Below are 12,339 nucleotides of genomic sequence, written 5' to 3'. Positions count from 1 at the left end.
GGCGCGCGAAGACGCAGCACGAGGACGACGATTGGCTCGTCGCGTGTGTCGTGCGGTGTGGCTGCAGTGCTCGTGGCGGCCAGCCCCAGCTGTATCCGGAGGCTCTCCTACCCCATCACCGAGCCGGAATCCTCGAACCCGTAGCGGTTCCGGCGCTGACAGGATGACAGCCCTGGGGACGGCGCAGTCGTGCCACGCGGGCGAGCCTACCCGCTGCGGCTGTCGAACTTGCCGCATGGGCGCGGGAGCGACGATCCGGAATGTTGCTGGAGTGCGCCTCGTCACTCCGGGGCAGAGACACCAGTCGCAAGAACGAGGACGAGAGGAAACTCGACGCCTGCGGCGCGTCGATATCCCCGGAAATGTTCGGTCATGTCGTTGAGAACGGATTCACGTTGTGACGGCGACATCTGTGACAGCAGCCATTCGAGACCGCCCATTTCCACAGTCAATTCGGTGAACTGCTCGGGTGTCACGCTCCAGCGGGACATTGGACGGATCCGTTGCTCGGAGACAGCGACAAAGCCGGCGTCTTCGAGCGCAAGGCCGAGCGATCCGGGCGTCGCGAACTTGAACGGATGTGGGGTTCCCGGCGGAGGTGGCGGCAGGGGACGCACCTTGCCAATGGCCGCGAAGCCGCCTGAGAACAATGGATTCTCTGGCAGCGGCCCCCAGGCGAGAAAGGCCGCGATCCCCTCGGGCGCGAGGACCCGACGTATCTCCCGGAGCGCCGCAGCGGGGTCCGGGAAGAACATCACGGCGCAGCGACACAAAGCGCCGTCGAAGGCATGGTCGGCGAACGGGAGGTGTTCGGTATCGGCCAGGTGGTACTCGAGATTGGTCAGCCCATCCTGCCGCGCGTACTCCTGAGCGGTCTCGAGCATGCCGCGCGAGACGTCGGTCACGGTCACATGCCCGGTTGGCCCGATTCTGGCCGCAGCCGCGAGTCCGGGATCGCCTCCCCCGCCGGCAATGTCGATGACGCGCATACCAGGAGCGAGGTGAGCCGCATCCAGGAGCGCCGATGTCGCCGCCTCCTGCGCGGCAATGTTGATGCGTCCCCACTTGCGCCAGGCGGCGACTTTCTGCTCGTCGGACCATTCGCGTTGCTGGTCCAGGCGCCATTGTTCCCGGGTCTGCGCTTCGATATTGGTTTCGGTTGGGTGTGCGGACTTCATGGCATTCCCTGGTTCGGAGCGTCCGCAGCAAGGGTGATCAGGGGACCGCTCATGGCTGGTGCGGGACGGAATCGGTGGCGAATTCGACTGCACGTTCTCGTCGACGCGCCATGCGGGGCAGCTGCCGGCGATCGTCAGGCCGGTTTGATGTTGTTGTTCATCCGGAAGAGGTTATCCGGGTCGTAGCGTCGCTTGATCTCAGCCAGCCGCGCGTAGTTCTGGCCGTACGAGGCGCGCACCAGCGCCTCTTTTTCCTCGCCGAAGCCGGCGAAGTTGAGGTATGCGCCTCCAAGCCCGAACTTCTCCTGCAATGTGGACCATGTCTGACGCGCCCAGGCGATGCATCGATCGGTGTCGCGCGGGTCGGTCCAGGTGGTGTCGAGGCTGAGCATATGCCCGGCATCCCGCCGGACATAGGCGGTGGCATCTGCCGGTACCCGGCTGATCGCGCCGCCCAACTGCCAGAAATTGAGTATGGACTGGGGCGATGGCCGCGCGGCAGCGACCTCGCAGAGGGTGTCGATAACGTCGTCCGTGGCCGACTGCAACAACAGTGATTTCCAGTAGTAGAACCAGCCGGCTGGAAAGAATGCGTCGAAGCCATTCTGCATCGCGACGTACGGGGCCGAACCGCTCAGGTCCACGAGCGGAGTGCCCCACTCGAAGACCGGTTTCAGCAGCTCTTCTCCCTCCGCGGGGTCGCCGGTGTAGGCGATCTGAATCACCACGATCGGCGTTCCGTGCAGTTCCTCGGGGAAGTCGGGGATGGCGGGCACACTCCAGAAGATCACGGCGGGCGCGAAATCGTCAGGAGCGGACTCGGCGAAGTCCCGGTACTTTCGGAGAATGGCCGGCGCATCATCCATCGTGAACAACGGAACCGCTGAATACAACTCCTGTGGGATCGGATAGACCTCGAATTCGAACGAGGTCACGACTCCGAAGTTGCTCCCGGCGCCCCGGATTGCCCAAAAGAGATCGGGGTTTTCGGTCTCGCTCGCCGTGCGAACCTGACCATCCGCAGTCACGATCTCGACCGATCGGAGATTGTCCAACGCAAGACCAAATGCGCGATGGAGATACCCCAGCCCTCCATGGAGAGTGAGCCCGGCAATGCCCGTGCTGCTAACCGCTCCGCCGGTCGTCGCCAGACCGAACTGTTGGGTCTCGCGGTCGAAATCGCCCCAGGTGGCGCCTCCCTGGGCGCGCGCCCGGCGCCGGTCGGGATCGACGAAAACTGCCCGCATTTCGGACAGATCGATCACGATACCGCCGTCGTTGACCGCGTTGCCAGCCACGTTGTGGCCGCCGCCGCGGATCGAAAGGAGCAATCCGTGCTCGCGGGCATAGTTCACCGCCGCCACCACGTCCGCCGTGCCGTGACAGCGGGCGATGACCGCCGGGTGGCGATCGATGAGCCCGTTGCGCACCATGCGCGCATCGTCGTACCCGGGATCTCCGGGTCGGATGAGAACGCCGCGCATCTCCATCGCGAGTTGGTCGACGGGATCCAGTATCACGGTCGTGTCCACGTGTGTTTCCTCCTGATCGTGTCGTTGGTTCGGTGGGAGGAGCCAGCCCCGGTCCCATGGGGACCTGCCTTGGCCGCACAGCCGGGCGACATTGCGATGGTCTGCCCAACCAGCGGGGAAGCCCCGCAGGACGCGACACCCTGCGGGGATCGGAATGAACGAGACGCCGCCATCGCCGGTAGAGAAGGAAGCAAGACCTTCCGGCATGAACGGGATGGCGAGCAAGACCCCCTGGGAATGCAGATCGACGCTACGGCATCGATTCCACGATCACGCCGTCGTGCCACTCTGGGTCGGCGGCCAGGAGCTTGCGGTATTCGAGATACATCGCGTGCATCTCCGGGCTTTCGGCGTTCTTCTTGTACGCCTCCTTGCTTTCGAACCCCACCACCATCATGTATTCGTTGTTGCCCGAATCGAGCTTGTACACATGTTCGAAGACAATGCCGGGCGGTCGAGTCTGCGTTGTGTTCATGAGGTCCGCTTCTTTCCCGGGAAGGATCTTCATCTTTGCGATCGTGCCGTACATCATCGAGGTGCTCCTTTCTTTGCGCAGATGCGCGTCGAGGGTCGAGCTGCCACTCCAGCGACCTGCTGGGTTGGACGGTTGCGATCGATGTGGCGGCGAATGCCGGGGCCGCGCAGGGGTCCGCATCGATCGATGCCGGCGCTATCGGAGGTCCGTCGGTTCGCATCCGCGTCGATCCAATGTGACGGAGCGAGCAGTCCACTGGGCGACGGACGCCATGGGAGCAGTGCGATGGAAAATGGCATGACGCTCCGTGTATGCAGACCAGTGGGCTGCTCTCTCCGAATCATCGGGAACGCACGGTGGCGCGACATCGGGGAAAGTACGGAATCGAATGTCTCCCGTGGGTGACGCGTGCTCAGTAGTTCGCGCAGCGCAGCAGGACAACGCTCACTGAAATCACCTGATCCGCTCGAGTTTCTTCTCCGGAACCGGCGATGGCTAGAGGAGATTGCTCCGAAGCGCGATGGCGACGGCTTCCGCGCGGGAACGGGCGCCAAGCTTGTTGAGAATCGCGAGCACGTGGGACTGGACGGTGCGCGGGCTGATGCAGAGGCGGTCGGCAATCTCGCGGTCGTGCAACCCTTCGATCACGTAGGCCAACACTTCGAGCTCCCGCGGACTGAGCGTCAGGCGCGGATTGCCACGGCGCACCGGTGTCTCCTGGTCGAGCACAGCCATCGCCTCCGCGACCGCCTCGTCGATCGTTCGTTTCTCGGAGATCGGCGGGTCGCGCCAGGCGGAACTGCTGCCGGTGGCCGAGAGCACCGTGGCGCGCACCTGCTCGGCGTAGAGATGATGCGCCAGAAAATCCAGTCCGAGTTGCTCGCGGATCCCCCAGGCACGTTTCAGCAACGAGGCCGCCATGAGCGGATCGCCGGTATGGTGGGCGATCGCCGCGATCCCGGCGATGGCGCCGGCAATGCCGCGGCCATCGGCGCAGCTGACCCAGAGTTCGAGCGTTTCTCGATAGTCGCGGCGCGCGCCCTGCACGTCGCCGAGCTCGCAGCGCGCGGCGGCCACGGTGCCCAGCGCCTGGGCAATACCCCAGAGATAGCCTGCTTCCCGCCAGGCGTCGACGGCTTCCGACCCCAGCTCGATCGCTTCCCGATAGCGTTTGCGGATCAGCGCGATATCGGCCAGGTTTGCCAGCGGGAGGACACGCCAATGCGAGCGGTGCGTGGCGGCGTCGAGGGTCTGCATGATGGATTGGGCGTCGCGGTAGCATTGCTCGGCCAAATCGAGGTCGTGATTCCATTCGGCGCTGATACCGAGCCCGAGCAGCGCTCTCCCCTCCCCGAAGGGATAGTTGGCCGCCCGGGCGATCTCCAGACTGCGGGTGGCGTGATCGACCGCGCACGCGAAATCGCCCTGCACTTGCGCAAGGGCCGAGGCGGCAAAGTGCGCATCGCAGAGTTGCGCATCGGGCGAGGGTTCGACCAGGGTGAGCGCGCGCTCCAACCAGGCGCGGCTTTCCTCCAGTTCTCCCTGGGCATAGGCCATGGAGAGCATCGTTCCGCCCAGGGCAAGCACCGGTTTCGGGGCGCGTTGGCTCAGAGACCATTCGACCGCATCCCGCAGGTTGCCATGCTCGATCGCGAGCCGGTGGACCCATGTGGCCGATCCGATGACGATCAGCCGCGGTTCGGCGCCAGCGGCAAGGTTCAGGTAGTAGGCCGCGTGCGCCTCCCGCACCGCGGATTCTTCGTCGTGCGCCTGAAGTTCGAGCAGACAGAACGCGCGGATCGATTCGAGCAGCGCGAACCGCGGCTCGCCGTCGGGATGCGCAGACCGTAGCACCAGGCTGGCATCGATCAGCGCGGAAAGCACCGGGAGCGGCGACTCCCCGTTCAGCGCAACATGGCTGGCGGCGTCCTCGGAGAACCCCCCGGTAAAGACGCCGAGCGCTCGGAGCGCCCGCTGCTGATGCGGGGTGAGCAGATCGTAGCTCCACCGGATGGCGCGTTCGAGACTGCGTTGTCGTTCGGGTTGGTCGGCGGGACCGTGCGCCAGCAGCGCGAACCGCTGATCGATCCGGTTCAGAATCGCTTGCGGCGTCAGCATGCGGGCCTGCCCCGCGGCGAGCTCGATGGCGAGCGGAAGCCCGTCGAGCTGTTGGCAGATGCGCGCGATCGGCTCGATCGTGTCGGGATTCAACACAAAGGTAGGGTCGGCCGCGTGGGCACGCGCGACGAAGAGCTGGATCGCGGGCGATTCGGCCAGTCGGTCGCCCGCATCGGACGGCTCGACAACGAAGGGTTGCACGGGAACCACATGCTCGCCGCTCACATGAAGCACGGCGCGGCTGGTGGCCAGCACGATCAGCGAAACGCATGCCTCCAGAAGGAGCGCCAATACGTTGGCCGCATCTGGAACCTGCTCGAGATTGTCGAGCACGAGCAAGGTGGGAAGCCCGGCCAGCTGGTCGGCGATGCGGCTGGGCGTTGGTTCGCGGATGCCAAGCGCCTTTCCGGCCGTGGGGACTATCAGCTCAGGTGCGGCCACCGAGGCCAGCGATGCGAATCCAACGACCGCGAACCTGGATTGGAGATCGGTGGCCGTTTGCACGGCGAGGCGGGTCTTGCCGACACCGGCCGGTCCAACCAGCGTGACGAGCTGCAGATCCTCGCGGGTGATGAGCGCGGTGAGCTCGCGCTGTTCCTGCGCACGGCCGATGAACGACGTGAGCGGGCGAGGCAGCGGCGCCGGCTGCCGTTCAGGCGTCGGGTGGAGCTGGATAGGCGTGACCTGCCGAAATGGGCGAGGCGCGTCGGTCATGATGCCGCCCCGTGGTGAAGAATGATTGTCCGCCTTCCTTCAGCATGTGCCCAGCGGAACATTCTGTCAAGCGCGGCGAGCAAAAAAACCGGGGAGTCCATACGCTCCCCGGTTCCCGCTACGGACAGATCGATTTGGCTAGATCAACCCACCGCCGATGCCCAGCCGCGTCACGGCGAAGAGCAGCAGCACGGCGCTCATCACCAACCCGACCAGACCGGAGGTGCGGGCGTTGCCGCCCTTGTACGCCTGGTAGCTGAAGTAGCCCGCCAGGATTGCCAGTGGCAGGGTGGTGATCCAATTGAGCCAACCCAGGAATGGAATCAGCGCAATCAGACCGAAGAAGCCACCAAGCACGGCCAGCCCAATGCCAAGAATGTTCATCGTTCCTACAGGAACCCCTTCTCGTGTCTTCGATGCGCGCATCCGCGCATCCACAGAGCCGTTATGACGACTCCATGGTGTGGAGTATACAACAACATTGAACGACACGACTCAGGGATAGTGATTTTCTTTAGGTCAATTGTGAGCAAGGAAGGCCTGGGTCCTGCGTCCTGAGACGACTGGCGCGCATAGGGCCGCACGCCAGCTCAGGGCGCAGAACCCCGGCCTCGCCTACATGTCCTTGATCTGTTTCTTGAGCTCGGCGACCTTTTCCTTGTAGGTGTTGCTGGTCACCGCGTGCACATCCCAGGACATGAGATCCATGTAGGGCTCCAGGATTTCGCTGATGTCGCGCGGGGTTTCCGCTTCGACCATCAGGAACCCGGCGCCGCCGCCGGCCAGGGTGTGCCAGCTTTTGATGCGGTTGGCGAAATCGTTGTTGATCCCGTCTTGCTCGACCACCCGGCGCGCGACTTCTTCGCGCGAGGTGCCGGGGTACCAGGTGAAACGGCAGTAGAAGAGCATCGTCGACCTCCTTCATTTCCCCTGCGTTTTCGCAGGTCAGCTTCTATTCTGAGGCAAATCAAAGCAGAAGCCAAAATTGGTCAGACTGGCCCGCCGGCGTCTTCGGTTACGGTCGACCACGATCGGGATGTCTCGACCGGTCATGTTGATTACGATGATCCCTCGATTGGCTGCTTCAGCGCCATCGATGAACAGAGTGGCGGCGTCGAACGAGGCAGGAACGGGGGTGGGTGAGCCTGCAGGGATGTCGTCGCTGAGCATCTGAAAGCCGTAGCTGAGGGTGGACGCGGCGGCGTCCCAGACAGGATTGCTGAGCACGCCAAGGATGACCGTTGTGCTGCCATCCTCAGCGTTCGCGATCGCCAGGGCGGCGTTCGGCGGGGTTTCTCCCTCGAACGGCCACTGGGCAACCAACTCGGCGGTGGGCAGCAGCCCGGCGAGCCGTTCCGGCCGGTCGGAGAAGTACACGGTCTGGCCGGCATCGTGACGAAAGGAGAGGGTGTGGCGCTGATCGGACTGGGTCACGGTGCCGCTTCCCGCGGCCTGCACGAACAGGAGCACGACCTTGTCACTGGCTTCTGGCGTGCCCGATCGTGCGGCAGCGGCGGTGCGCAATGCCAGGGCCGCTGCTCCGGCAGCCGAAGCGGTGAGCAGACTACGGCGGTTGGATGATGGGAAAGCCGGTGTCACAGCAGTCCTCCTTGATAGGCTTCGATTGGAACCGCCGATAAGGAACGCGGCGATTTACAACTCGCCTGGAATCGGGAGGGGCGGGTTCTTATCGCGAAATGTGGTGGCGTTAGCGCCGTCGATGAAGAGCGTCGCGCTTTCGAAGCTGCCGGGAATGGGGATGGTCGATCCGGCGGGGATATCGTCGGTCAGTTCCGAGAAGGTGTAGCTGAGCGTGGACGAAGCGGCATCCCAGGCCGGATCGTCGAGGACTCCGACAAAGACCTGGGCACTTGAGTCTGTTGCGTTCGAGATGGCCAGCGCAGCATTCGGGGGGCTCTCGTCCGCGAAGGGCCATTGCGAGACGAACTCGGCCGTCGACACGAGTCCGGTGAGCCGATCGGGCCGGTCGGAGAAGTAGATCGTCTGAGCAGCCCCGTGCTGGAAGGTAAGGGTATGACCCTGATCGAAGGGTGTGAGCGTGCCGTTCCCGGCGGCCTGGACGAACAGGAGCACGACTTTGTCGCTCGCCTCGGGGGTGCCAGATTGGGCGGCGGCAGTGCGCAATGCCAGCGCGGCGGCGCCGGCAGCGGACGACGCGAGGAGCGTGCGACGGGTGGTCGACGAGGCAGAATGTGTCATGAGAGTCCTCCTTTGTCTGTGAGCTGGGCCTACTGGAGAGCGCTCAGGGGCTGAAACGCTGGCTGGATCTCAATAGGCGTTTGCATCACCTTTCCACGCACGCGTTCCACCCGGTAGGCGCCGGCGTTCTCACGGGCGGAATGGACGCGGAACCGATCGCCATCGACCTCGAAGGCAGCGCAATCGTCGATAGCGATGCCGATCCCGCCGTCACGCGCAATCATCTTCTGGAAGCTCTGGTCCCGCCCCTCCCCGTCGTAATGCGGACAGCCGGTGAAGGGGAGCATTCCCAGGCACTTGACGCGGATATAGTCCCAATCGTCCGGGTGATAGAAGCTCATCGAGTCGCTGTGCCCGTAGTCGAACCAGCAGAGCGCGCCCGCGCTGAGCCCGCAGAGCACCTTGCCGGCTGCATGCGCTTCCAGCAGGAGCTGGTCGACCCCGAGCCGGCGCCAAAGGCGCATCATCTTGAGGGTATTCCCGCCGCCGACATAGATCAGGTCGGCGCCGCGGATGAGCTCGGCGATGCGCTCGTACGGCGGCGGGTTCTTGATCAACCGCAGGACTTCGATGGCGCAGCCGAGCTGGCCGCCGTAGATGTCGGAAACGATCTGGGCGTAGTCCTCCGAGTCGCTGCTGGCCGTGGGAATGAAGAGCGCAATCGGCCATTGCGCGCCGGTGCGTTCGACGATGTATCGGTCGATCGGCAGCGTGTCGCCCAGCTTCATTTCGCCGCCGCCAATGGCTACGATCGGCATCGCGCTAGACCAGCACGAAGGTGAAGAAGCCGACCTTGCCGTCGCCGTCCTCGGCGTCGGCATAGTCCATCACGAGGGAGGGGTCGAAGATCCCATCCACGGCGTTCTCGTCCGGGATGTCCGGGAAGTAGAGCTGGGTGGTGAGCACTTCGGCTCCGGGTTGTTGCGTCTTGACGTGAATATGCCGGGTGCGGCCGGGGTAGATGCCGGGCACGATGGTGGTCAGCTCGTACCGGCCGGTGGCATCGGTGAACTGGTGTCCGCGCAGGGTGTAGCCGACATTGTCGTAGACGCCGGCGTCGTCGCAATGCCAGAAATCGACCAGCGCGCCTTCGACCGGGGTGCAGTTGGTGGTGTAGACGTAGCCGGTGACGACCAGCTTCGTGCCGGGCATCCCCGGCTCCAGGAGCGAGGTGCGCTCGGGAGAGTTGGGCGTGAAATACGGTCCCTCGGTCTGGGCGAGGGTTTCGGCGAAGTCGTCGGCGTCGCCGCAGGCAGGGGTTGGGGCGAGGATGGGTGTTTCCGTATTCTGGGCGAAGGCGATGCCCGCTCCGCGCCCGGATGCTATGGCAAGCGCCAGCGGGGCGGCGATTGCACCGAGATGGCGGCGGGAGAGTTTCTGGTCCATTGGCTGTCCTTTCGATGTGATTTCAAGCGAGATGTCGTCACGGTGGTTTCGGGTTGCTCGTCACAATCGATGATCGACCACTCGATTATCTCGCCACTTGCTGGGAGTTCGCTGGTTAGGGCGGTGTCGCAATGATGCGGCATCCGCCCGATTTGCGATAATTGGAACGTATGATCTAGCCAGTGCGGCATCGTGCCGGTATCGTTGCTGTTTCCCGCGGCCGATGTTCGCAGCGTCTTGTCGTCAAAGGAGAGCCGTCGAAATGTGTGGACGTTATGTACTCGAAGCCCCGGAGGATCTGTCCGAGCGGTTTCAGCTGCGGCAGTTGTCGATCCAGCTCCCGCATACGTGGAACGCCGCGCCGACGAATCGCCTGCCGGTGATCGTGGAGCACCGCGAGGGCGAGCGGGAAGCGGAATTGATGCAGTGGGGGTTGATTCCGCGCTGGGCAAAGAAGGGCGACAAGAAAGGCTTGGCGCCGATCAATGCCCGGGCGGAGACGATCAACGAAAAACCGATGTTCCGCCATCTGGTGAAGCGCAACCGATGCCTGGTGCCGGCCAACGGGTTCTATGAATGGAAGAACCTGGGCGATCACAAACAGCCGTACTACATCACCGTGCCGGACGATCCGCTTTTTGCCTTTGCCGGGTTGTACGAGTCGTATGTCGATGACGACGGTGAGGAAACGAGCACCTACACCATCATCACGACCGAGCCGAACGAGCTGATGGCGACCTTGCACAACCGCATGCCGGTGATCCTGCACAAGCAGGACGAGGAAGAGTGGCTCGATCCCGAGGTGACGGATCCGTTGCAGGTCGAGCGCTTGCTGGTCCCCTACCCCTCCGACGAGATGGAAGCGTATCCGGTGAGCCGCAAGGTCGGGAATACGCGGAACAACAGCCCGGACTTGATCGAACCAATCGAGGAGTAGCGCTCGCTTGCGCCGATATGCTGGGTCATCGCCCTGTGGTTGGCTCCGAGTCCAGGAGGTAGAGAAACTGCGCCGGCGTCACGATCATGGGATATCCAACCGGGGCAACGATGTCCAGCAGATCCCGGTCGCCGGTAACCAGGAACTCCACGCCATCTCCTGCTGCGGCAACCAGAAGATAATCATCTTTGGGATCGCGGCTCGAAACTGGCGCCGTGGCACCCGCACTTGGCGCCAGCGCGACCTGTGCAATCAAAGTGAGCAGGGCCTCCACTTGGGCCGGGTCGATTCGGTCACGAAAGTACGGCTTTTCGCGGACTTTCGAGCGCATCTCGTCCGCGATCCCCGATGGGAAAACGAGAACGAAATCCCCGGCGATGGCCCGGATCACTACTGTGCTCGCAGCCGAGGACCTCTTGGGAAAGATGAGGAAACTGAGAAAAACGTTCGCATCGACGACGACACGCACCGTGAGCTAGTTTCCTGACGTGTGCGCGTCTTTGCGGCGTGCTTCGCGATCCTCGGCGAGGTACCGCTGGATGAGCGCCTCGGCCATTTCTTCCGTGAGATCGCTGTTGCGTTCTGCCTGAATTTCGATAATGCGGTCGAGCTCCTCCAGTCGCCGTTGCCGATCCAGCGTCTCTTGCGCCTTGCAGAGCCGCCGATACTCATCGAACGAAATGATCACCGCCGATGGTGCATGGTGGTTCTCCACGATGACCGCATCGCCATCTTTGGTGGCCATCTTGAGATAGGCGCCAAACCGATTCTTGGCTTCTGTCGCGCTGACAGTTCGTGTGCTCATTGCCCGTGATCCCGGTATCGCAGAAATATTAGCTAATAGTATAGCCAATTTTCGTTTGTGACCCGTACATGTCAGGAACGAGCATTCCGGATTGGTGGTCGGCTAGGGTGTATCCGGCAATGCCGGGATGGGCGCATGGCCGATGGTCCAACCTCCGTCGACGGCGAGGTTCTGGCCGGTGATGTAGCTGGCTTCGTCGGAGGCGAGGAAGAGGACCGCGTTGGCGACTTCGTCCGGGCGGCCGGGGCGGTCGAGCACGGTCATGTCGCGCCAGAATTGCAGGAACTCGGGACGCTCGTTCAGGAGTTTGGTTACTTCCGGACGCCCGGCATCGATGGGGCCGGGGCTGACCGCATTGACGCGGATGCCGCGCTTGCCAAGATCGATCGCCATCGAGCGGGTCAAGCCGAAGAGGGCGCTCTTGGCCGTGACATAGGCGACGTGGTTGCTGGCGCCCATCATCCCTTCCACCGAGGAGATATGCACGATGGCCCCGCCACCCGATTGCTCGATCAGCGGTACGGCGGCGTGCGAGGCGTAGAACGCGCCGTCGAGCGAGACCGACAGCCCTTCCCGCCATTCGCTGGGGTCCATGCTGCCGATATCGTGGTAGCCGCCGAGCAGCGCCGCGCAATTCACCAGAATATGGAGACCGCCGAACCAGTCACGCGCCGCGCCGACCGCGTTGTCGCAATCCCACGAGCTGGAGACATCGCAGCGGATGAAGCGCCCACCGGCTTCATCAGCGGTTTGCTGACCGGCAGGTTCGTTGATATCCGCGATCAGGACATGGGCGCCTTCCTGCGCAAAACGTAGGGCAATGGCGCGGCCGATCCCGGTCGATCCGCCTGTGACGAGCGCGGTTTTGTTTGCGAGACGCATGGTGCGGGGTCCTTGGTTGTCAGTCGTCAGTCGTCAGCAGTTGGCACACGGCAGACATTGCCATGCTTCGGTCCTGACACGATCTTGCCCAT

The 12,339-nt window shown here is 63.5% G+C and carries 14 protein-coding genes; 1 reads left to right on the top strand and 13 read right to left on the bottom strand.

Features of this window, described 5'->3' with window-relative positions:
* Positions 1-281: 281 nt before the first annotated feature.
* The 10 genes from R2855_08270 to R2855_08225 all read right to left on the bottom strand — a co-directional run bounded on the left by R2855_08270 (position 282) and on the right by R2855_08225 (position 9,623).
* Positions 282-1,178: a methyltransferase domain-containing protein gene (locus R2855_08270; protein MEZ4531012.1), complete on the bottom strand. Its 897-nt coding sequence runs from the start codon at positions 1,176-1,178 to the stop codon at positions 282-284.
* A gap of 134 nt (positions 1,179-1,312) precedes the next feature.
* Complete coding sequence (locus R2855_08265; protein ID MEZ4531011.1) at positions 1,313-2,710, bottom strand: FAD-binding oxidoreductase; 1,398 nt, start codon at positions 2,708-2,710, stop codon at positions 1,313-1,315.
* 250 nt (positions 2,711-2,960) lie between these two features.
* Positions 2,961-3,242: a hypothetical protein gene (locus R2855_08260; GenBank protein ID MEZ4531010.1), complete on the bottom strand. Its 282-nt coding sequence runs from the start codon at positions 3,240-3,242 to the stop codon at positions 2,961-2,963.
* Positions 3,243-3,680: 438 nt separating this feature from the next.
* The gene (locus R2855_08255; protein ID MEZ4531009.1) at positions 3,681-6,017 is read right to left on the bottom strand and encodes a LuxR C-terminal-related transcriptional regulator; all 2,337 of its coding nucleotides are present in this window, start codon (positions 6,015-6,017) and stop codon (positions 3,681-3,683) included.
* A gap of 138 nt (positions 6,018-6,155) precedes the next feature.
* Positions 6,156-6,443, bottom strand: coding sequence for a hypothetical protein (locus R2855_08250; GenBank protein ID MEZ4531008.1), 288 nt, complete (start codon positions 6,441-6,443; stop codon positions 6,156-6,158).
* Between the two features lie 189 nt (positions 6,444-6,632).
* A complete protein-coding gene (locus R2855_08245; protein MEZ4531007.1) occupies positions 6,633-6,926 on the bottom strand; it encodes a DUF3303 family protein in 294 nt (97 codons plus the stop codon).
* Between the two features lie 36 nt (positions 6,927-6,962).
* A complete protein-coding gene (locus tag R2855_08240) occupies positions 6,963-7,616 on the bottom strand; it encodes a hypothetical protein (GenBank protein MEZ4531006.1) in 654 nt (217 codons plus the stop codon).
* Between the two features lie 54 nt (positions 7,617-7,670).
* A complete protein-coding gene (locus R2855_08235; GenBank protein MEZ4531005.1) occupies positions 7,671-8,237 on the bottom strand; it encodes a hypothetical protein in 567 nt (188 codons plus the stop codon).
* A 29-nt stretch (positions 8,238-8,266) separates the two neighbouring features.
* Positions 8,267-8,995: a Type 1 glutamine amidotransferase-like domain-containing protein gene (locus tag R2855_08230; protein ID MEZ4531004.1), complete on the bottom strand. Its 729-nt coding sequence runs from the start codon at positions 8,993-8,995 to the stop codon at positions 8,267-8,269.
* A 4-nt stretch (positions 8,996-8,999) separates the two neighbouring features.
* Positions 9,000-9,623, bottom strand: a complete 624-nt coding sequence (locus tag R2855_08225) for a hypothetical protein (GenBank protein MEZ4531003.1) — start codon at positions 9,621-9,623, stop codon at positions 9,000-9,002.
* A gap of 262 nt (positions 9,624-9,885) precedes the next feature.
* Here R2855_08225 and R2855_08220 point away from each other — a divergent pair, with 262 nt between their 5' ends.
* Complete coding sequence (locus tag R2855_08220; GenBank protein MEZ4531002.1) at positions 9,886-10,560, top strand: SOS response-associated peptidase; 675 nt, start codon at positions 9,886-9,888, stop codon at positions 10,558-10,560.
* Positions 10,561-10,585: 25 nt separating this feature from the next.
* Here the strand turns inward: R2855_08220 and R2855_08215 are convergent, their stop codons facing one another.
* From R2855_08215 to R2855_08205, 3 genes are all read right to left on the bottom strand, one after another.
* Positions 10,586-11,029, bottom strand: a complete 444-nt coding sequence (locus tag R2855_08215) for a putative toxin-antitoxin system toxin component, PIN family (GenBank protein MEZ4531001.1) — start codon at positions 11,027-11,029, stop codon at positions 10,586-10,588.
* Between the two features lie 6 nt (positions 11,030-11,035).
* Entirely contained in the window at positions 11,036-11,365 is a 330-nt protein-coding gene (locus R2855_08210; protein ID MEZ4531000.1) for a type II toxin-antitoxin system Phd/YefM family antitoxin, read from the bottom strand.
* A gap of 102 nt (positions 11,366-11,467) precedes the next feature.
* Positions 11,468-12,247 (bottom strand): SDR family oxidoreductase, encoded by a 780-nt coding sequence (locus R2855_08205; protein ID MEZ4530999.1) that lies wholly within the window; start codon positions 12,245-12,247, stop codon positions 11,468-11,470.
* Between the last annotated feature and the right edge of the window lie 92 nt (positions 12,248-12,339).

Source organism: Thermomicrobiales bacterium (assembly GCA_041390825.1).
Classification (GTDB): Bacteria; Chloroflexota; Chloroflexia; order Thermomicrobiales; family UBA6265; genus JAMLHN01.
The sequence above is the reverse complement of the archived record's forward strand: the minus strand, read 5'-3'. Positions and strand labels throughout refer to the sequence as shown.